The sequence below is a fragment of the Amycolatopsis deserti genome, from assembly GCF_014653945.1.
GTDB classification, from domain to species: domain Bacteria; phylum Actinomycetota; class Actinomycetes; order Mycobacteriales; family Pseudonocardiaceae; genus Amycolatopsis_E; species Amycolatopsis_E deserti.
In genome coordinates this window covers 282,445-301,555 of record NZ_BNAU01000006.1, presented here as the reverse complement: position 1 = coordinate 301,555, position 19,111 = coordinate 282,445, and the positions used below count along the sequence as shown (strand labels likewise).

The window sequence follows — 19,111 nt, the reverse complement described above, 5'->3', positions numbered from 1 at the left end:
GAATGCCGCAGCGCTTTCGTGCCCCCGTCGTCCTGCCCTGCGATCCGGACTGTTCCGTCATCCGCGACGGCGTGGTCGATGTCGGCGACGACGGGCGGATCACGTTCTGCGGCCCCGCCGCCGAAGCGCCCGGCGATCTGCCGGTCACCGAGCTGACCGGGATCCTGCTGCCCGGCCTGATCAACGCGCACGCGCACAGCCCGATGACGCTGCTGCGCGGGATGGGCGGCGACCTGCCGCTGCTGCGCTGGCTGCACGAGATCATCTGGCCGGCCGAGGCGAAGCTGCGGGCCGAGGACGTGCGTGCCGGCATGCTGCTCGGGTCGGTGGAGATGCTCCGGCACGGCGTGACGACCAGCGCGGAGATGTACTTCTTCGCCGAGCAGATGGCCGAGGCGGTGCTGGAGACCGGCGCGCGCGCGGTGCTCGGCGGGCCGATCATCGACCTGCCCGGCGTCGACTGGCGGCGCATGATCGAGGTGGCGGACCGCTGGATCGACACCGACGGGCTGCGGTTCGGCCCCGGCGAGCGGATCGAGCTGTCGTACGCGGCGCATTCGGCGTACATGCTGCCGGTCGAGGCGCTGCGGCAGGTGGCCGAATCGGCCGCGGCGCGGGGTGCGCTGGTGCAGATCCACGTCGCCGAGGCGGCGGACGAGGACGCCCGGCAGCGCGCGGAGTTCGGTTCGGTGCCGCGGCTGCTGGAGGAGATCGGCATGCTGCGCGGGCGGGTGCTCGCCGCGCACGCGGTGCACCTGTCCGATGAGGACATCGCGTTGTTCGCCGCGCGGGGGACCGGGGTGGCGCACTGCCCGGGGTCGAACGCGAAACTGGCGTCCGGCATCGCGCGGCTGACCGACCTGCGGGCGGCCGCGGTCGCGGTCGGGCTCGGCACGGACGGCCCGGCCAGCAACGACGACCTCGACCTGTGGGAGGAGATCCAGCTCTCCGCGATGCTCGCCCGGCTGTCCACGAAGGACTCGACCGCGCTGCGGGCGAAGGACGCGCTGCTGATGGCCACCCGCGGCGGCGCGGACGCACTGGGCCGCGACGACCTCGGCGCGCTGGAGCCCGGCCGCTGGGCCGACTTCGTGCACGTCGACCCGGACGGCCCGGCCTTCGCCACCGGGCTGGACGAGCCGGACGAGCAGGTGATCTCGAACCTGGTGTGGGCGTCGGGCTCCCGGCAGGTGCGGGACGTGTGGGTGGCCGGCGAACAGGTGGTCACCGACGGCGAAACGGTGCGCGTCGAGCGCAGCAAGGCCCAATCCACCGCGCGCGACTCCGCTGCGCGGTTGCGCGCCTAGCGGGTGGCACGACGGTCGATCATGATCTTCGTGGCCGCTTAACCGGCTCTCACGCGTTCGTTCACCTCGCGTTCCCGCGCGGTGTCTTACATCGGGACACGTGTGGGGAGTTCTCGACGCCGAGCCTGCGGGACTCGACAAAGCCGCAAGTCACATCGGTGACTTACTGACCAAATTGGACAACAAGGCGCTCGCCGGGATCGTGCCGACCGCGGACGTCTACGGTGACGCCGGCCTGGCGAGCAAGCTCGGCGAGTTCGCCGGTCTGGCGCGCATCGCCGCGCGTGTGCTGCAGGAGCGGGTCGACCTGACGGGCACCGCGCTGCTGGACACGGCCGCGTTGTTCCGCGAGATGGAGCTCGACAACGAGGCCGCCATCCGCCGGGCCGGGCGGTGAGCGCGGAGCTCGGCTCCACCAACGACCCCCGCGCGCTGGTTCCCGGATCGCCGGAGACCATCGTCGAGCACGTCCGGACCCTGCTCGACCAGGCGAAACAATTCGAAGGCGTCGGGTCGAAGCTCGCCGGGTTCAGCGTCCCCGGCTGGCAGGGCGCGGCCTCCGACGCATTCGGCGAGCTGGTCGACTGGCTGCCCCCGCAGTGGCTGAAGGCGGCCGACAGCCTCGCCGCCGCCGCCGGCGGTCTGAACCACTACGCCGACACGCTGCGCTGGGCCCAGGAGCAGGCCCAGGAGGCGATCGAGCTGTGGGACTCCGGCCGCCGCGCCCTCGACCGGGCCGCCGAGCAGGCCGTCGAGGACGCCGCCGAGGAGGCGGTGCGGCAGGCCGAGCAGCTGCGGCAGCAGGGCGAGCAACTCCAGCAGCAGGCGCGGGACGTCCTCGACCGCGCCCGTGAGCAGCTGGAACGCCAGGCCGCCGACGCCGCGCGGGTCATCGGCACGATCGAGGCCGCGACCGGCAGCGCTATCGGCGGGCTCGTCGACGCGATCACCAGCGGCTGGGACGCCAGCGGCAGCTCGTCGATCAAAACCTGGGAGTACGGCAACAAGTACATCCCGCCCGAGCACGGCAAGCTTGGCCGCTACCGCTACTACGCCTACCTGCTGCACCAGGTCGCCGAGGGCAAGCTCCAGAAGGGCGATCTCACCCTTACCGGCAAGCTGGAAACGATGGTCGGCATCGAGAGCAACTTCCAGGCGGCGCTGAACAAGAAGGGCCTCATCCTCGAACTGGAGACGATCGACGGCATCAAGAGCACCGCGACCGGCCGCGTCGACTACGGCGTCCTCGGTCTGGACGGCAAGGCGGAGGCCATGTTCGGCGTCCGCGGCCGGGCCGGGCTCAAGGCCACCAAGGAGGTGCTCGAAGCCAAGGCCGGGGTGTTCGCCGGGGCGCGCGGCAGCGTGCGCGGCGCGGTCGACGTCGGTGGTGTCGGGGCCGGCGGGACCGCGGAGGGCTGGGCCGGTCTCGGCGCGGAGGCCGGGTTCACCGTCGGCAAGGGCGAGGACGGCAAGTTCCACATCAAGGGCAACGCCGGCCTGGCGCTCGGGCTCGGCGGCGAGCTCGGGTTCGACCTGCAGGTCGACGGCCACAAGGTCGCCGAGACCGCGAAGTCGGCGACGAACGCGATCGGCGACGGCATCGAGGCGGCCGGCGAAGGCATCAAGGACTTCGGCGAGGACGTCACCGACGTCGGCAAGTCGCTCAAGGGGTTGTTCGGATGACACTGCCCGTTTCCGTCCACTTCGGACTACCGGACGGCTGGGAGCCGGTGCCCGCGCGGGACGCCGCGTTCGCCGCGGTGCGGTCGGACACCGCGGGGATCATGCTGACCGGCGGGGTGTGGCCGCGGGCGGTGCCGTTGCGCGAGGTGGCCGCCGAGTCCGCGGCGGACCTGCGCGACACCGCCGACGAGGTGACCGTGCTCAGCGGCGAGGAGATCGGCGGCGGCGGTTTCGTGCAGGAGCTGCGGTTCACGGTCAGCGACGAGACGTTCGTGCGCAGCGAGGTGTACCTCGCGATGGGCGAGGGGGCGGGTCAGCGCGCCGTCGTCCGCGCGGTGCTGACCTGCACCCGGGCCGAGTTCGACGCGCTGGCCGGCGACTTCCGGGAGTTCGTCGGCTCGCTCGGCCCCGACGTCTAGTGCGGGCGGGGCCGGACGGTGATGTCGGTGACGTGCGCGTCGGCGCTCGCGGTGACGGCGGAGAGCACCGCCGCACCGACCGAGTCCGGCCGCAGGTACTCCGCGGGGGCGTACTCCTTGCCCTCGCCCGCGATGATCGCCTGCTGCATCTCGGTGTCGGTGCGACCCGGGTAAACCGAGGTGACGCGGATGCCCGGCTCCTCATCGCGCAGCGCGTCGGCGAACGCGCGCACCGCGTGCTTGCTCGCCGCGTAGGGGCCCCAGCCGGCGCGGGCGGACAGGCCCTGGCCGGAGTTGATGATCACGACGTGCCCGTTCGCGGCGCGCAGGGCGGGCAGCAGCAGCCGGGTCAGCTCCGCCACGGCGACGACGTTGACCTCGAAGTTCTTCCGCCACGCGGCGGGCGCGGACTGCTCGACGGTGCCCAGCTCGGCCGTGCCGGCGGAGTGGACCAGGACGTCCAGCCGGTCGATACCGGCGACCGCCGCGCGCACGCCGTCGAGGTCGCTCAGGTCCACTGGCCACGGCTCGGCGTTCGCCGACTCGGCGGCCTGCTCGGCGAGCGCGTCGACGTCCCGGCCGCCGAGCAGAACGCGGTGGGTGGGGGCGAGCGCGCGGGCGACGGCGGCACCGATCCCGCGGGAGGCACCGGTGACGAGAGCGAGGGGACTTTCCGGCATGCCCCTACGTTAGGCGGTTGTTCCCGGCCGGCTGGAGGAGATCCCGATGAGGCAGTCACTCGCGGCGCGGCGGGCCCGCCACGGTCGGGTGTCCGCGGCGTTGTCCCAGCTCAGCGCTTCGAGTCTCGCCGCGCTCCTGGCCGCCGCCCGTCCGCTGGGCACCGGCATCGGCGGCACGACCTGGCTGGCCGACGTCGAGGGCGTGCCGGTGTTCGTGAAGCGGGTGCCGGTCACCGAGGTGGAGCTGGCGCACCCGCGCTCGACCGCCGACCTCTTCGGTCTGCCGGTCTGGTCGCACTACGGGGTCGGCTCGCCGGGCGGCGGCGCCTGGCGTGAGCTGGCCGCGCACGTCCTGACCAGCGACGACGTGCTGGCGGGCGGCAGCGAGAACTTCTTGCTGCTGCACCACTGGCGGATCCTCGGAAGCGGCGCGCGACCGGCGATGACCGCGGCCGAGCGGGAGGAGTCGATCGCGTTCTGGCACGGCCACCCGGGCGTGCGGCAGAGGCTGGAGGCGCTCGGCGCGGCGCCGGCGGACCTTGTGGTGTTCCTCGAGCACATGCCGCACGACCTGCTCACCTGGATGCACGAGGACGCGTGCGAGATGGCCGAGCGCGAGCTGACGGCCATCGCCGGGGCGCTGAGCCGTGTCGGGTTGTGGCACTTCGACGCGCACTTCGGCAACACCCTCACCGACGGCGAGCGGCTCTACCTCACCGACTTCGGCCTGGCGTCCAGTCCGCGCTTCGACCTCACCGGCGACGAGCGGCGCTTCCTCGCCGACCACGCCACCCACGATCGCAGCTACGTGCTCACCCACCTGGTCAACTGGATCGTGCGCGAACTGGGCGGCATCTCCGACGTCCAGTGGCGCAACGCGGCCATCCGCACCGGCGACCTCCCCGCGCTGCCGCCCGCGGCGGCAGATGTCGTGCGACGGCACGCCCCGGTCGCCGCCGTGGTCAACGACTTCTACTTCCGCCTGCACACCGAGACCCGGAGAGCGCCGTATCCGCGCAACGTGATCGAGCACCTTCTGGACTGATCTTGACGAACCACCCGTAAGTGGCATGCAATGCGGGGATGTCGACGAGGACGATCGCCGAGGGTGACCGGATCCTGCGCAAGGTCGCGCTGCGGATCATGCCGTTCCTGGCCCTGCTGTACTTCGTGAACTACCTGGACCGCGTCAACATCGGCTTCGCGGGGCCGAACGGGATGAACACCGAGCTCGGCCTGTCCGCGACCGCGTTCGGGTTCGCCTCCGGGATCTTCTTCCTCGGCTACCTGACGCTCGAGGTGCCCAGCAACCTCGCGCTGCACCGGTTCGGCGCGCGGCGGTGGCTGGCGCGGATCATGGTCACCTGGGGCATCGTCGCGACCGTGCTGGCGTTCGTGCCCAACCCGACGACGCTGGTGATCATGCGGTTCCTGCTCGGCGTCGCCGAGGCGGGCTTCTTCCCCGGCATCATCCTGTACCTGACGTACTGGTTCCCGGCGGCGCAGCGGGCCAAGGCGATCGCGTTGTTCATGGTCGCCGTGCCGGTGTCCTCGGCGATCGGGTCGACCGTGTCCAGCCTGCTGATCGCGCACGGGCACGGCGCGCTCGGACTGTCCGGGTGGCGGTTCATGTTCCTCGTCGAGGGCATCCCCGCGATCCTGCTCGGGTTCGTGACCTGGTTCTACCTGACCGACCGGCCGGCGCAGGCGAAGTGGCTCACCGACGACGAACGCCGCTGGCTGGCCACCGAGCTGGACAACGAGCGGAAGGCGACCGAGGCCGAGCACCACTGGCCGCTGCGCAAGGCCCTGACGCATCCGCGCATCCTCGGGCTCGCGTTCGTGTACTTCGCGATCGCCTACGGCCTCTACGCGCTGGGGTTCTTCCTGCCGACGATCATCGCCGGGTTCGGGCAGCAGTTCGGGACGAAGCTGTCGACCGTGCAGGCCGGTCTGGTGACCGCGATCCCGTACGTCGTGGCCGCTGTGGTGATGGTGTTCTGGGCGCGGCACGGCGACCGCACGCGCGAGCGGAAGTGGCACGTGGCGCTGCCGATGATCGTCGGCGGGGTGGCCATCCCGATCGCGCTGTACCTCGGCAACCCGTACGCCGCGATGGTCGCGGTGACGATCTGCGCCGTGGGCGTGTGTGCCGCGTTACCGACGTTCTGGACGCTGCCGTCGACGTTCCTGTCCGGCACGGCCGCCGCCGGGGGCATCGCGCTGATCAACTCGCTGGGCAACATCTCCGGCTTCGCGGCGCCGTACGTGACGGGATGGCTGCGGGACCTGACGGGCACCCAGCGCAGCGGGCTGTGGGTCGTCGGCGCATGCATGGTCGCCGGCGCCTGCGTCGCCCTCGCGCTGGGTGCCCGTCCGCGGTCGAGCCGTTAGCGCTTACGCCACACCGAGACGACGGCGGGGCGGGGCAGGTTGTTGCCGCCGTCCGGCCAGTGCGACTGCGGGTTCGTCACGGTGCCGCCCTCGCCGGGGTGCTGCACCGCGACCGTGACGAAGTCGCTCGTCACGTTGGGGCCGCAGGTTTCCGCGCCGATCGGCACCGTGAGGAACTGCTTGACCTGGCCGCGGTTCGGGCCGTCGACCGGCACCGCGAACAGGCCGTCGTTCATGCCGAGCGCGTTGCCGTCGGTGGAGATCCACAGGTTGCCGTACGGGTCGAACGCCACGTTGTCCGGGCAGGAGATCGGGCTGACCTGGTCCTTCGGGAACCCGCCGAAGTAGGTGTCGGCCGTGGCCGGGTCACCGCAGACCAGCAGCAGCCGCCAGGAGAACGTCGTCGAGGCCGCGTCGCCGCGGTCCTCCTCCCACTCCAGCACGTGGCCGTTCTTGTTGCCGACGCGCGGGTTCGCCTCGTCGACACCGGCCTTGCCCGCCGCGCCGCGGTCGCTGTTGTTGGTCAGCGCGGCGTAGATGCGGCCGTTGACCGGGTTCGGCTCGATGTCCTCCGGGCGGTCCATCTTGGTCGCGCCGGCCTTGTCCGCGGCCTGGCGCGTGAAGACGTAGACCTCCTCGGCGGTGAACCCGTCCACGAAGGACTTGTCGCCGCTTACCAGCGGGATCCACTCGCCGCGGCCGTCGAACTCGCCGTCGGACGGCAGCTTGCCGGTGCCGTCGATCTGGCTCGCCGGGCTGTCGCCGGTGAACTTCGCGACGTACAGCGTGCCCTCGTCGAGCAGTGCCGAGTTGTGGCGGCGGGCGTGGGCGCTGGTGCCAGGCTTGTACTTGCCCTTCGACACGAACTTGTAGATGTACTCGAAGCGCTCGTCGTCACCGGAGTAGACCGCGACCCGGCCGTCCTTGGTGATCTTGACGGTGGCGGCCTCGTGCTTGAAGCGGCCGAGCGCGGTGTGCTTGATCGGCGTCGAGTTCGGGTCGTTCGGGTCGATCTCGACGACCCAGCCGAACCGGTTGACCTCGTTGGGCTCCTGCGGCACGTCCCAGCGCTTGTCGAAGCGCTCCCACTTGCGGGTCGTGGTGCCCTTGCCGATGCCGTAGCGGGTCAGCCGCGTCTGCACGACGGGGTCGGTGACCTTCTCCGAGTTGGCGAAGTACTGGTGGAAGTTCTCCTCGCCGGAGAGCACCGTGCCCCACGGCGTGACGCCGCCCGAGCAGTTGTTCTGGGTGCCGCGCACCTTGGTGCCGGTCGGGTCGGCGGAGGTCTTCAGGTACTTCGACCCGGCGGCCGGGCCACGCACCTCGAAGATCGTGTCCAGCGTGATGCGGCGCCCGTAGTGGCTCGGCACGACCTCGAGGCCGCCGTCGCGCTGCTTCTCCACGAGCACGACGGACAGGCCGTGGGCCGCCCAGCCGATCTTGACCTGCTCCTCGGTGGGGTTGGCCGCGTCGTACTGGCCGGCCGGGAACATCTGCGTCTCGGTCGTGTACTCGTGGTTCACGACCATCAGGAAGCGCTTGCCCTGCGGGTCCTGCGGGATCAGCCCGACGAAGTCGTTGTTGTAGCCGAACTGCTTCGCCTGCGCGGCCGCGGTCTGCTTCGCGATGTCGAACTCCGGCGCGCCGGTGACCACCGGGTCGCCCCAGCGGATCACGACGTTCTGCTCCCAGCCGTCCGGGATGACGACGGCGTCGGCCTTGTTCGGCGCGACGGGGGTGAAGTCCGTGCCGGGCACGGGGCGCCCGGGCCGGTTGCCGGCCAGCGCGGGCGGGACGGCGGCGGAGGCGGTGGCACCGGCGTTCAGCGCGGCGAACCCGCCCGCCGCGGCGGCCATGACGGCACTGGCCTTGAAGACGCCGCGCCGGGACATGCCCTTGACGACGTCACCGAAGTACTCGTTCGACGACTCGTTGGGCGCCTCGTGAGCACACTGGTTGCCGCAACGGTAGATGCACGTGGTCGCGGCTCTGCCGCTCGTGTGGGTAAGGAGGGGCAGCAGCCGCCCGGGGGTGAAGGACACCTGGTCTCCAGTCACTCAGTCAGGGGAAACGCTGGTGACGTTAAGCGACGGAGGCCAGGTGTCCTCAAACTACAGGTGAACGGCAGTCAAAGCTCTTCCCCGACGAGAGCTGCCTCACGCGGCACCCGGTGCGGATCCGGGCTGTTCGTCCGGATCGCGAGGAGCCCGCCGGCCAGCAGGCACAGGACCGCGGCGATGACGAACGGGGCGTGCTCCGAGCCGAGCCACTCGGCGACGTGCCCGACGAGGGTGGCGGCCACGGCGCCGCCGAGCCAGCGGCAGAAGTTGTAACCCGCGCTCGCCACCGGGCGCGGTGCGCCGCTGATCGACATCGCGGTGCCGGTGAACAGGGTGTTCAGCAGGCCGGAGACCAGCCCGGAGGCGATCACGCCGACCACGATCACCGGCTTGCTCGGCACCACGAGCACCACCATCAGTACCGCGTACCCGAGCACCGACACCACGGTCGCGTGCCGCTCGCCGAGCCGTCCGGCCAGTTTCGGCGCGAGCACCACCCCGGCGACCGCGACGCACAGGCCCCAGCCGCAGAAGATCAGCCCGACCGCGACCGCGCTCCAGTCCAGCACGAAGGGGGTCCAGGCCAGCACGGTGAAGAACGCGGCGGTGTAGAACGCCGAGCCGATCGAAGTGCGCAGCAGGCCGGGGTGCTTCAGCGCCCGCAGCGGGTCAAGCAGCCGGATCGGGTCCCGCTTCTCGTGGTTGTCGCTCGCCAGGAAGATCGAGCACAGCACCAGTGCGGCGGCCATCAGCACGGCGGTGCCGACGAACGGGCCGCGCCACGAGATGCTGCCGAGCAGGGCGCCGAGCAGCGGCCCGACCGCGAGGCCGACGCCGAGCGCGGCCTCGTAGAGCAGGATCGCGCCGGCCTGACCGCCAGTGGCGGCGCCGACGATCACCGACAGCGCGGTGGCGATGAAGAACGCGTTGCCCAGGCCCCACACCGCGCGCAGCGCGACGAGCTGTTCGATCGACCCAGCCGCGGCGCACAGGGCGGTCGCGACGACGATCAGCGTCAGCCCGGTGAGGACCGTCCGCTTCGGACCGAACTTCGCGCTCGCCGCGCCGGTGACCAGCATCGCGATCACCTGGACGCCCAGGTAGGACGAGAACAGCAGGGTCACCTGGGACGGCGTGGCGTGCAGCCCTTCGGCGATGGACAGCAGGATCGGGTCCACCAGCCCGATCCCCATGAACGCGATGACCGCGGCGAACGCCGTGATCCACACCTGCTTGGGCTGGTTCTTCAGCGCGTCCAGCAGGCTCCCGTGTTGGTTGCTCATGCGAGCAACTCCTCCTTCTTGACCGGATCGATGAGCCTCCGCAGGGCCGGCAGCGCCGCGTCGATCGCGTCGCGGTCGGCCGGATCCAGGGCGGCCAGGCGCTCGCGCAAGAACTCCTCGCGGGCCGTGATCAGCGCGGTCACGTACCGCGTGCCCGACTCGGTCGCCTCGATCAGCACCGCGCGCCGGTCGTCCGGATCGGCACGCCTGCTGACCAGGCCGAGCCGCTCGAGCCGGCGGACCAGGTCCGTCATGGACGGCTGGCGCACACCCTCCAGCTCGGCGAGGACGCTCATCCGCCGTGGTCCGCCGTGGACCAGCTCGCTCAGCACCGAGCCCTGGGTCAGGGTGAGCTGGTGCTGCGGGGTCAGCCTCCGGACCATGTAGTACAGGCGGAAGACCAGCGGGCGCAGCTCGTGCGCGAGCTCGGCAACTCCTGGATTCACTTAGCTATCCTAAGCTTTTTTACTTAGGTAGTCTAAGTTAAACGGCTCACACGATCGCGGAGGAAGACGCATGACCCACACCGACCAGGGCGGCGCCCTCCAGCGGATGGACAACGTCGCCATCGTCGTGGACGACCTCGCCGCCGCGAAGGCGTTCTTCCTCGAACTCGGGCTGGAGCTGGAGGGCGAGGCGACGACGGAGGGCAGCCTGGTGGACCGCCTCATCGGCCTCGACGGGGTGCGCACCGACATCGCGATGATGCGCGCCCCGGACGGCTCCGGGCGGATCGAGCTGACCAAGTACCACTCGCCGGCGAGCCCGGGCGGCGACCAGCCGGTGCACGCGCTGGGCGCGCACCGCGTCATGTTCGCCGTCCACGACATCGAGGACGTCATCGACCGCCTGAAGCCGCACGGCGCCGAACTCGTCGGCGAGGTGGTGCGGTACGGGAACAGCCACCGGCTCGCCTACCTGCGCGGCCCCGCCGGCATCTTCCTCGCCCTGGCCGAGCAGGTCGGCTGACCCGCGATCACCGCGTCCCGGACTTCACCAGCCACAGTCCGGTCAGCACGGCGCCCGCCAGGGTGACCGCCCCGGCCACGACGAAGGCGCTGCCGAGGCCCGCGCCGGTCTGGACCACCGCTCCCAGCACCGCCACCCCGAGCACCGCGCCGATCTGCCGGGTCGTGCTGCTGATCCCGGACGCCAGCCCGCCCTCCCGCGGGCTCACCGCCTGGATCGCGGCCCCGGTCAGCGGAGACATGGCCAGCGCGAACCCGACGCCCACCACGGCCAGCCGCCACCACACGTTCCCGTAGCCGGTGCCGGCGTCCACGAACCCCAGCACCAGCAGGCCCAGCCCGGCCAGCACCAGTCCGCTGGTGACCACCACCCGGAACCCGTGCCGCGCGGCGAGCCGGCCGGCGAACGGGCTCACGATCACCATGCCGAGCGACGCGGGCAGGGTCCGCAGGCCGGCCACCAGGATCGAGCTGCCCTGGACGTGCACGAAGAACTGGGAGAAGAAGAAGGACGAACCCATCAGCGCGAAACCGACCACGACCATCGCCGTGTTCGACACCGTGAACAGGCGCTCCCGGAACAGCCGCAATGCCAGCATCGGCGCCGCCCGGCGGGCTTCCACGGCGACGAACCCGGCGAGCACCACCACCGCGACCGCGAAGCTGCCGAGGATCACCGGCGAGGTCCAGCCACGCGACCCGCCCTCGATCAGGCCGTAGGTCAGCGCGCCGACCCCCACGACCGACAGGACCGTGCCCGGCACGTCGATCGCCGGCGCGTCCGGGTGGCGGGACTCGCCCAGGACACGCACGCCGGCCACCAGCAGGACCGCGCCGACGGGCACGTTCACCAGGAAGATGGCCGGCCAGGAGAACGCCTCGACCAGGATGCCGCCGGCCAGCGGTCCCGCGGCCAGGCCGATCCCGCTGAACCCGGCCCACAGCCCGATCGCCCGGACCCGCTCGGCCGGCACCGGGTACGCGGCGCTGAGCAGGGCCAGCGACGCGGGGCTCAGCGCCGCGGCCCCGACGCCCTGCAGCACCCGCCCGGCGATCAGCCAGCCGATCGACGGCGCGGCGGCACACACCACGGACGCGACCGTGAACACCGCGACACCGGCCAGGAACACCCGCTTGCGGCCGAACCGGTCGGCGAAGACCCCGCCGGACAGCAACAGCATGGCCACCAGCAGCACGTAGGCGTCCACGATCCACTGCAGCCCGCTGAGCTGGACGTGCAGCCGTTCCTGCATGTCGGGCAGCGCGGCCCCGACGATGGTGCTGTCCAGCAGCACCATGAACTGGCCGAGGCAGGTCAGGGTGAGCAACGCCGCCCGGCTCACGGCGGGAGTTTCGGTCTTCGTCATGCCAGGAAAGATAGTTCGATAATCCCGAACTGTCGAACTGTTTGCTAGGCTCGGGGCATGCGATCGCTACCCCATCCCGCGCGCGAGTCGCTGGCCCTCGCGCCGGTGCTGCACGCGCTGGGCGATCCGGTCCGCCTGGAGCTGGTGCGACGCGCCTCCGACGACCCCGGATCGACGTGCGCGGTGCTCGCCGACGGCCTGGACGTGCCGATGTCGACGCTGACCAACCACTGGCGGATCCTGCGCGAGGCCGGGGTGATCACCATGACGGTCGACGGCAGGCACCGCCGGGTCCAGGTCCGCACCGACGACCTGGGCGAACGCTTCCCCGGCCTGCTCGACCCGATCCTGCGCCTGGCGGCGGAGGAGTAGGTACGGTCACGGGCATGGACGCGGTGGTTTTCGACCTCGACGGGGTGCTCGTCGACTCCGAGCAGACCTGGGACGAGGTGCGCCGGGTGGTCGTCGCCGAGTACGGCGGCAGCTGGACCGCCACGGCCACCCGCGCGATGCAGGGGATGAGCACCCCGGAATGGGCGCGCTACCTGGTTGATCACCTCGGCGCGCGGCTCACGCCGGAGCGGATCGCCGAGGTCGTGATCGAGGGGATGGCCCGGCGCTACGCGAGCGGCCCGCCGGTGCTGCCCGGCGCCGCGGAGGCCGTGCGCGCGGTCGGCGAGCGGTACCCGGTGGCGATCGCCAGCTCGTCCCCACCGGTGCTGATCACGGCGTTCCTGGAGGCCACCGACCTGACCGGGCTGGTCGAGGTGGCGATCTCCAGCGAGCAGGTCGCCGCGGGCAAGCCGGCGCCGGACGTCTACCTGGAAGCCGCCCGCCGGCTGGGCGTCGACCCGGCGAAGTGCGCGGCGGTCGAGGACACCACGAACGGGCTCAAGTCGGCGATGGCCGCGGGCATGACCGTCTACGCCGTGCCCAACCCGCACTTCCCGCCGGATCCGGCCGTGCTCGAGCGGGCGCACCGGGTGCTGGACACCGTCGCCGACCTGCCCGCCGCGCTCCAGGCGTGAGCACCGCGTGGCCTCATCCGGCCGCGCCTTCGACGAGCGGTCAGCCGGTGCGGGCGCGCAACGCCGTGTCGAGGGAGTCGAACACGTAGGCCGAACCCCCCTCCCACGACGGCACGGCTCCCGCGCCCTGAGCCGGCGCGTACAACCACCAGAAATTGCCCCACGGGTCGCGCATCCGCGCCAGATCCTCGCCGCCGTAGAACGGCGTCACCTTGGTGACTACCACGGCACCTCGTGCGGTGGCACGGTCGAGAACCTGCCGCGCGTCGTGCACGTAGACCTGCAGCAGGGCAGGCATGACCGGCCAGCCCGGCTGCCTGTCGGCCACCAGGAGTACCGAGTCGCCGAGCGCCACCTCGGCGTGGATCAGCGAACCCGAGGGCAGCGGTGTGCGCGCCGCCACGCGTTCCTCGCCGTCGAAGACCTCCTCGACGAACGTGATCAGGCCGGCTGCCCCGTCGACGATGGCGAACGGATTGAGCGTGCGCTCCCCGCGTGGCAGACCGGATCCGGTGCGGACGATGGACGACATGTGGTGCGATCCCTTCCCTTCATCGGCTCAGGATCAGCACCGTAAGAAGAGATCAGGACACATCCCGTCCGCAATGAGGTGGAACGACGGGACATCTCAGGCACGAAACCGCTCCCCGCGCTCCAGCCCCGGGGAGCGGTTCGGCCTTCCGGGAAAACTCAGCGCTCGATCTCGCCCGCGATGAACTTCTCCACCGAGTCGCGCGCGGTCGAGTCGTCGTACTGCTCCGGCGGCGACTTCATGAAGTAGGACGACGCCGACAGCAGCGGGCCGCCGATGCCGCGGTCCAGGGCGATCTTCGCGGCGCGCACCGCGTCGATGATGATGCCCGCCGAGTTCGGCGAGTCCCACACCTCGAGCTTGTACTCCAGGTTCAGCGGCACGTCACCGAAGGCGCGGCCCTCCAGGCGGACGTAGGCCCACTTGCGGTCCTCCAGCCACTGCACGTAGTCCGACGGGCCCACGTGGACGTTGGCCTTGCCGAGGTCGCGGTCGATCTGCGAGGTGACGGCCTGGGTCTTGGAGACCTTCTTGGACTCCAGGCGCTCCAGTTCCTTCATGTTCTTGAAGTCCATGTTGCCGCCCACGTTCAGCTGCATGGTGCGGTCGAGCTGGACCCCGCGGTCCTCGAACAGCTTCGCCAGCACGCGGTGCGTGATCGTGGCGCCGACCTGGGACTTGATGTCGTCACCGACGATCGGGACACCCGCGTCGGTGAACTTCTGCGCCCACTCCGGGTTCGAGGCGATGAACACCGGGATCGCGTTGACGAAGGCCACGCCGGCGTCGATGGCGCACTGGGCGTAGAACTTCTGGGCCTCCTCCGAGCCGACCGGCAGGTACGAGACCATCACGTCGACCTCGGCCTCGCGCAGCGCGGCGACGACGTCCACCGGCTCCTCGTCGGACTCCTCGATGGTCTCCTGGTAGAAGCGGCCGAGACCGTCCATGGTCGGGCCACGGAGAACCGGCACACCCAGCGGCGGCACGTCGGTGATCTTGATGGTGTTGTTCTCGCTGGCGAGGATCGCGGACGACAGGTCCTGGCCGACCTTCTTGGCGTCGACGTCGAACGCGGCCACGAAGTCCACGTCACCGACGTGGTACTGGCCGAACCGCACGTGCATCAGGCCGGGCACCCGCGAGGCCGGGTCGGCGTCGCGGTAGTAGTGCACCCCCTGCACCAGCGACGCCGCACAGTTTCCGACGCCAACGATGGCCACCCGTACGCGGCCGCTGTTGTCGCCCATGCCGGTTTCTCCTTCGTTCAGTGATGTCTTCCCGATTTCGGATGCGGTCTCAGCTCTGAAGCCCGCGGTTCTGCTCGTCCTGCTCGTGCGCGATCAGTTCGTTCAGCCAGCGCACCTCGCGCTCGCTGCTCTCCAGCCCGAGGCGGTGCAGCTCACGCGTGTAGCGGTCGATCTTCTCCTCGGCACGGGCGAGCGCCGCCCGCAGCCCTTCACGGCGTTCCTCGACCCGGCGGCGCCGGCCCTCCAGGATCCGCATCCTGACATCAGCCGGTGTCCGGGAGAAGAAGGCCAGGTGGACCCCGAACCCTTCGTCCTCCCAGGTCTGGGGCCCGGCGTCGGCGAGCAGCTTCGCGAAGTGCTCTTTTCCCTCCGCTGTGAGCTTGTACACCGTCCGAGCCCGCCGGCCCCAGCCCTTGACGGGCTCCCCGGCTCCTCCGACGTCACTGTCGGCCTCTTCGATGAACCCCGCCCGTTGCAGCCGGCGCAGGGTCGGATACAGCGAACCGTACGAGAAGGTGCGGAACATGCCGAGCGTGTCGTGCAGCCGTTTGCGCAGCACGTAGCCGTGCATCGGTGCCTCGTGCAGCAGCCCCAGGATGGCGAACTCCAGCACGGTGCACCCCCTTCCGAGGATTCCCAGACTCCCACGACACTCCGGCAACCTAACGCCCGATTATATCGGGCCGATACATCGAAGTGGTGTAGCCAACACCAATGATCACCCAATGCGACCTGAACCACACCCGTGAAGTTCACCAGAGCGTTATGGAACGGTCGGCGTGTCGCGCACGCGGTCCAGACCGTTAGTCCGCACAGCTCATGGCGGACACACGGCGGACACGTACTCTGTCACCGTGCAGAACCAGCGACAGGTGGTGGACTACGCCCTGCAGCGCCGCGCGCTGCTCGCCGGCGTCCGCTCCGGTCGTGTCGGCACGCGCGACGTCTGCGACGCCGATCCGTACCTGCTCAGAGCTGCGCGGTTCCACGGTGAACCGAGCGGGGCCCCCTGCCCGCTGTGCGGGAAGGACGGCCTGACGAACGTGTCCTGGGTGTTCGGCGAACAGCTCAGGCACGTCTCCGGCTCGGCGCGGACACCGGTGGAACTGGCCCGCCTGGCCAACCTGGTCGGGGAGTTCAACGTCCATGTGGTGGAGGTGTGCCGGACGTGCCGGTGGAACCACCTGGTGCGTTCGTACGTCTCGGGCAACGGAACCCCGCACGGCCCGTCCCGGAGGACGGCCGGGCAGTGAGGGGACGTAGCGCAGCGCTGGCACTCGATCACAGAACGGCGCCCGGTGTACCGCCGGTCTGGGAGGCTCACTCGTGAACGACCACCGCAATCGCTCCTGGCCTGGTCAGGAGCCTGACGAACCCCGTCGTGCCCAGTGGCCGCGCGAGGGCGGCGGCCCGGCCTGGCCGAGCGGTGACGAACCGCCACGACGTCCCGCGCCTCCCCAGCGCCCGCAGGCCCGTGGTCCGCAGGGCCCCCAGAGCCCGCAGTGGCCGGGCGAGGGCGGTGGTCCGGGCTGGCCAGGTGGTCAGGACCCGGACGCGCCCCGTGGCGCCCGCCGCGTCCCGCCCGCGGGCAACCGAGTGCCTCCGCCGCCGCCGCGCCGTCCGGGGCCGCCGCCCGGCCCCCAGAACCCCGGTCCCCAGAACGGTGGTCCGCAGAACGGTGGTCCGACGAACGCCGGCGACCGGCCGATGCGTGGCCGCTACCGCCCGCCCGCCGGCCCGGCCGCCGCGGCGGCGGGTGCCGGTGCCGCCGCGGGCGCCGCCGGCCGCCGTCCCGGGATGGGTGACTCCGAGCCGGGCCTGCTCACCCACGCCGAGCTGCGCGCCAGCGGGTACGACGACGACTACGACGACTACGTCGACGAGCCCCTGAACGACTCCGGCCCCGAGGACGACGACGCTCCCGAGGAGACCGGCCAGGGGAAGAAGGGCAAGGCGGCCCTGACGCCGAAGCAGCGCAAGAAGCGGCGGTGGAAGATCATCCGGCGCACCCTGTACGCCTTCTTCGGTGTGTTCGTGGTGCTGCCGGCGATCGCGTTCACGATCGCCTACTTCCTGGTCGACGTGCCGACACCGGAGGAGGTCCTGGCCCAGCAGGACCAGGTGGTGACCTTCTACTACAGCGACGGCACGGTGATGGGCAAGGAGATCCCGGACAGCGGGAACCGCCAGATCCTCAAGCCCGGCCAGATCCCGGAGACCGTCAAGCACGCCGTGTACGCGGCCGAGGACGCGACCTTCGAGACCAACAACGGGTTCGACGTGATGGGCATCCTGGGCGCCGTCTACAACAACCTGACCGGTGGCTCCGGCGGTGGTTCGACCATCTCCCAGCAGTACATCAAGAAGGCCACCGAGAACGAGGCGCCCACGCTCACCCGCAAGGCGACCGAGCTGGTCAAGTCGTTCAAGATGAACCAGACGCAGTCCAAAGAGGACATCATCACGGCCTACCTGAACATCGTCTACTTCGGACGTGGCGCCTACGGCATCGAGGCCGCCTCGCACGCGTACTTCAACAAGACCGCGGCGGAGCTGACCCAGTCCGAGGCTGCGCTGCTGGCCGGTCTGATCCAGGGCCCCGGCAAGTCGGAGAACGCCGAGTACACCACGTGGCGCTGGAACTACGTGATGGACCAGATGGTCAAGTACAAGTGGATGACCGAGGCCGATCGCCAGTCCGCCCAGTACCCGGCGCCGTTGCCCAAGGACCAGACCAAGCCGCAGGCGATCACCGGGCCGAACGCGTTCATCCAGGGCCAGGTCGAGGCCGAGCTGGAAGCCGCGGGCTACTCCAAGGAGAAGATCCAGGCCAACGGCTACAACGTCTACACGACGATCGACCCGAACGCCCAGCGTCTGGCGGAGAAGGCGGTCAACGACGTCATGCAGGGCCAGCCCGACACGCTCAAGGAGGCGCTGGTCGCGGTCGACCCCAAGACGCGCGGCGTGATCGCCTACTACGGCGGCCCGAACAACAAGGCCGACCAGCGCGACTGGGCCAACACCAAGCGCAACCCGGGGTCGTCGTTCAAGCCGTTCGACCTGGCCGCGTTCCTCAAGATGGGCAAGGGGCTCGGCGAGACCTTCGACGGGTCCACCCACCGCCAGTTCGGCGTGCTGCCCAACGGCAATCCGCGATACATCAACAACGCGGGCGACGCCAACAGCTGCTCCAAGGAGTGCACGGTCGCCGAGGCAATGATGCGCTCGACCAACACCGTGTTCTTCGACATGGTCGCCAACGTGACCGGCCCGCAGGCCGTCGCCGACGCGGCCCAGGAGGCCGGTGTCACGTCGCTGAAGGCCGTCGACAACAACATCTCGCTCGGTGGTGGCACGACCGAGGTCACGCCGCTCGACATGGCTGCCGGGTACGCGACCTTCGCCGACAACGGCACCTACCTGGACCGGCACTTCGTGCAGAAGGTGACCACCCCCGGCGGGGACGTGGTGTACCAGCCGTCGAGCAACCCGAAGCCGGCCTTCGCCGAGGGCGACGCGAATAAGAGCAAGCAGATCGCGGGCAACGTGACCAACGCGCTCAAGCCGGTCATCGAGTTCTCGAAGCTGAGCTGCCCGAGCGGACACGAGTGCGCGGGCAAGACCGGTACGCAGCAGTACGACGCCAGCGGCGCCAACGCCAGCGGCACCTCGAAGGACAACTCGCAGGTGTGGATGGTCGGGTACACGCCGTCGGTCTCGGCGGCGGCCTGGGTCGGCACCGGCAGCAACCAGCCGCTGCACGACAAGGACGGCAAGTCGATCTCGTCCACCGGTCTGCCCGCGAAGATCTGGCAGCAGTTCATGAACGACTACCTCAAGGGCAAGCCGAGCGAGAAGTTCCCGACGGTCTCGCCGATCGGCAAGACCGCGACCGCCGGTGACGACGCGTCGTCCTCGACGAAGCCGCCGAGCAGCCGGCCGAACACGTCGAGCTCGAACACGCCGCCGTCGACCCCGCCGTCGACGCCGACCAGCACCCCGGAGTCGACCGAGACCTCGCCCACCAAGACCCGGAACACGCCCACCTTCACGATCCCGGGCGGCGACAACTTCGGACCGACGAGCACACGCAACGGCGGCTGATCCCCGGCTCACGCGGCAAGCCGTAACATCGCG

General features: G+C 70.6%; 19 protein-coding genes. 11 read left to right on the top strand and 8 right to left on the bottom strand.

All coding sequences use genetic code 11. The features are described 5' to 3' along the window. Positions 1–2 precede the first annotated feature (2 nt). The 4 genes from IE290_RS25310 (at position 3) to IE290_RS25295 (ending at position 3,409) form a co-directional block, all read left to right on the top strand. Positions 3–1,307, top strand: coding sequence for an amidohydrolase family protein (locus IE290_RS25310; RefSeq protein WP_191247170.1), 1,305 nt, complete (start codon positions 3–5; stop codon positions 1,305–1,307). Positions 1,308–1,482: 175 nt separating this feature from the next. Next, positions 1,483–1,704 carry a hypothetical protein gene (locus IE290_RS25305; protein ID WP_191247169.1) on the top strand — a complete coding sequence of 74 codons (222 nt, stop codon included), beginning with the start codon at positions 1,483–1,485 and terminating at the stop codon, positions 1,702–1,704. Further along, positions 1,701–2,990, top strand: a complete 1,290-nt coding sequence (locus IE290_RS25300; RefSeq protein ID WP_191247168.1) for a putative T7SS-secreted protein — start codon at positions 1,701–1,703, stop codon at positions 2,988–2,990. The genes IE290_RS25305 and IE290_RS25300 overlap by 4 nt, the downstream gene beginning before the upstream one ends. Then, on the top strand, positions 2,987–3,409 hold the full coding sequence (locus IE290_RS25295) for a hypothetical protein (protein ID WP_191247167.1): 423 nt from the start codon (positions 2,987–2,989) through the stop codon (positions 3,407–3,409). The genes IE290_RS25300 and IE290_RS25295 overlap by 4 nt, the downstream gene beginning before the upstream one ends. On the opposite strand, the gene IE290_RS25290 is transcribed toward IE290_RS25295, so the two are convergent. Continuing rightward, positions 3,406–4,089 (bottom strand): SDR family oxidoreductase, encoded by a 684-nt coding sequence (locus tag IE290_RS25290; RefSeq protein WP_191247166.1) that lies wholly within the window; start codon positions 4,087–4,089, stop codon positions 3,406–3,408. The two genes, IE290_RS25295 and IE290_RS25290, sit on opposite strands and share 4 nt — an antisense overlap. Positions 4,090–4,135: 46 nt before the next feature. Between IE290_RS25290 and IE290_RS25285 the strand changes: the two genes are divergently transcribed. Next, positions 4,136–5,134 (top strand): hypothetical protein, encoded by a 999-nt coding sequence (locus tag IE290_RS25285; RefSeq protein WP_191247165.1) that lies wholly within the window; start codon positions 4,136–4,138, stop codon positions 5,132–5,134. Between the two features lie 38 nt (positions 5,135–5,172). Then, the gene (locus IE290_RS25280) at positions 5,173–6,483 is read left to right on the top strand and encodes an MFS transporter (RefSeq protein WP_191247164.1); all 1,311 of its coding nucleotides are present in this window, start codon (positions 5,173–5,175) and stop codon (positions 6,481–6,483) included. On the opposite strand, the gene IE290_RS25275 is transcribed toward IE290_RS25280, so the two are convergent. The 3 genes from IE290_RS25275 to IE290_RS25265 all read right to left on the bottom strand — a co-directional run bounded on the left by IE290_RS25275 (position 6,480) and on the right by IE290_RS25265 (position 10,209). After that, positions 6,480–8,525 (bottom strand): PhoX family protein, encoded by a 2,046-nt coding sequence (locus tag IE290_RS25275; RefSeq protein WP_191247434.1) that lies wholly within the window; start codon positions 8,523–8,525, stop codon positions 6,480–6,482. The two genes, IE290_RS25280 and IE290_RS25275, sit on opposite strands and share 4 nt — an antisense overlap. 86 nt (positions 8,526–8,611) lie before the next feature. Next, a complete protein-coding gene (locus tag IE290_RS25270) occupies positions 8,612–9,826 on the bottom strand; it encodes an MFS transporter (protein WP_191247163.1) in 1,215 nt (404 codons plus the stop codon). Continuing rightward, positions 9,823–10,209 (bottom strand): MarR family winged helix-turn-helix transcriptional regulator, encoded by a 387-nt coding sequence (locus IE290_RS25265; protein ID WP_373300519.1) that lies wholly within the window; start codon positions 10,207–10,209, stop codon positions 9,823–9,825. The genes IE290_RS25270 and IE290_RS25265 overlap by 4 nt, the downstream gene beginning before the upstream one ends. 133 nt (positions 10,210–10,342) lie before the next feature. Between IE290_RS25265 and IE290_RS25260 the strand changes: the two genes are divergently transcribed. Next, positions 10,343–10,795 (top strand): VOC family protein, encoded by a 453-nt coding sequence (locus IE290_RS25260; RefSeq protein WP_229874696.1) that lies wholly within the window; start codon positions 10,343–10,345, stop codon positions 10,793–10,795. A 7-nt stretch (positions 10,796–10,802) separates the two neighbouring features. Here the strand turns inward: IE290_RS25260 and IE290_RS25255 are convergent, their stop codons facing one another. Beyond that, entirely contained in the window at positions 10,803–12,161 is a 1,359-nt protein-coding gene (locus IE290_RS25255; protein ID WP_191247161.1) for a DHA2 family efflux MFS transporter permease subunit, read from the bottom strand. A gap of 57 nt (positions 12,162–12,218) precedes the next feature. Between IE290_RS25255 and IE290_RS25250 the strand changes: the two genes are divergently transcribed. Next, entirely contained in the window at positions 12,219–12,533 is a 315-nt protein-coding gene (locus tag IE290_RS25250; protein WP_191247160.1) for an ArsR/SmtB family transcription factor, read from the top strand. 14 nt (positions 12,534–12,547) lie between these two features. Further along, positions 12,548–13,189 (top strand): HAD family hydrolase, encoded by a 642-nt coding sequence (locus IE290_RS25245; RefSeq protein WP_191247159.1) that lies wholly within the window; start codon positions 12,548–12,550, stop codon positions 13,187–13,189. A gap of 40 nt (positions 13,190–13,229) precedes the next feature. Here the strand turns inward: IE290_RS25245 and IE290_RS25240 are convergent, their stop codons facing one another. The 3 genes from IE290_RS25240 to IE290_RS25230 all read right to left on the bottom strand — a co-directional run bounded on the left by IE290_RS25240 (position 13,230) and on the right by IE290_RS25230 (position 15,584). Next, positions 13,230–13,721: a VOC family protein gene (locus IE290_RS25240; RefSeq protein WP_191247158.1), complete on the bottom strand. Its 492-nt coding sequence runs from the start codon at positions 13,719–13,721 to the stop codon at positions 13,230–13,232. A 158-nt stretch (positions 13,722–13,879) separates the two neighbouring features. Then, the gene (locus IE290_RS25235) at positions 13,880–14,971 is read right to left on the bottom strand and encodes an inositol-3-phosphate synthase (RefSeq protein WP_191247157.1); all 1,092 of its coding nucleotides are present in this window, start codon (positions 14,969–14,971) and stop codon (positions 13,880–13,882) included. A 49-nt stretch (positions 14,972–15,020) separates the two neighbouring features. Beyond that, on the bottom strand, positions 15,021–15,584 hold the full coding sequence (locus IE290_RS25230) for a PadR family transcriptional regulator (protein WP_094003258.1): 564 nt from the start codon (positions 15,582–15,584) through the stop codon (positions 15,021–15,023). A 241-nt stretch (positions 15,585–15,825) separates the two neighbouring features. Here IE290_RS25230 and IE290_RS25225 point away from each other — a divergent pair, with 241 nt between their 5' ends. Both IE290_RS25225 and IE290_RS25220 read left to right on the top strand, forming a co-directional pair. After that, positions 15,826–16,224, top strand: coding sequence for a DUF5318 family protein (locus IE290_RS25225; RefSeq protein WP_191247156.1), 399 nt, complete (start codon positions 15,826–15,828; stop codon positions 16,222–16,224). Between the two features lie 454 nt (positions 16,225–16,678). Continuing rightward, on the top strand, positions 16,679–19,078 hold the full coding sequence (locus IE290_RS25220; protein WP_191247155.1) for a transglycosylase domain-containing protein: 2,400 nt from the start codon (positions 16,679–16,681) through the stop codon (positions 19,076–19,078). Positions 19,079–19,111 lie beyond the last annotated feature (33 nt).

Coding starts and splice junctions, on each gene's coding strand:
- IE290_RS25310 (WP_191247170.1), top strand. CDS start 3: ATGCCGCAGCGCTTTCGTGCCCCCGTCGTCCTGCCCTGCGATCCGGAC.
- IE290_RS25295 (WP_191247167.1), top strand. CDS start 2,987: ATGACACTGCCCGTTTCCGTCCACTTCGGACTACCGGACGGCTGGGAG.
- IE290_RS25290 (WP_191247166.1), bottom strand. CDS start 4,089: ATGCCGGAAAGTCCCCTCGCTCTCGTCACCGGTGCCTCCCGCGGGATC.
- IE290_RS25285 (WP_191247165.1), top strand. CDS start 4,136: ATGAGGCAGTCACTCGCGGCGCGGCGGGCCCGCCACGGTCGGGTGTCC.
- IE290_RS25280 (WP_191247164.1), top strand. CDS start 5,173: ATGTCGACGAGGACGATCGCCGAGGGTGACCGGATCCTGCGCAAGGTC.
- IE290_RS25270 (WP_191247163.1), bottom strand. CDS start 9,826: ATGAGCAACCAACACGGGAGCCTGCTGGACGCGCTGAAGAACCAGCCC.
- IE290_RS25265 (WP_373300519.1), bottom strand. CDS start 10,209: ATGGTCCGGAGGCTGACCCCGCAGCACCAGCTCACCCTGACCCAGGGC.
- IE290_RS25260 (WP_229874696.1), top strand. CDS start 10,343: ATGACCCACACCGACCAGGGCGGCGCCCTCCAGCGGATGGACAACGTC.
- IE290_RS25255 (WP_191247161.1), bottom strand. CDS start 12,161: ATGACGAAGACCGAAACTCCCGCCGTGAGCCGGGCGGCGTTGCTCACC.
- IE290_RS25250 (WP_191247160.1), top strand. CDS start 12,219: ATGCGATCGCTACCCCATCCCGCGCGCGAGTCGCTGGCCCTCGCGCCG.
- IE290_RS25245 (WP_191247159.1), top strand. CDS start 12,548: ATGGACGCGGTGGTTTTCGACCTCGACGGGGTGCTCGTCGACTCCGAG.
- IE290_RS25240 (WP_191247158.1), bottom strand. CDS start 13,721: ATGTCGTCCATCGTCCGCACCGGATCCGGTCTGCCACGCGGGGAGCGC.
- IE290_RS25235 (WP_191247157.1), bottom strand. CDS start 14,971: ATGGGCGACAACAGCGGCCGCGTACGGGTGGCCATCGTTGGCGTCGGA.
- IE290_RS25220 (WP_191247155.1), top strand. CDS start 16,679: ATGCGTGGCCGCTACCGCCCGCCCGCCGGCCCGGCCGCCGCGGCGGCG.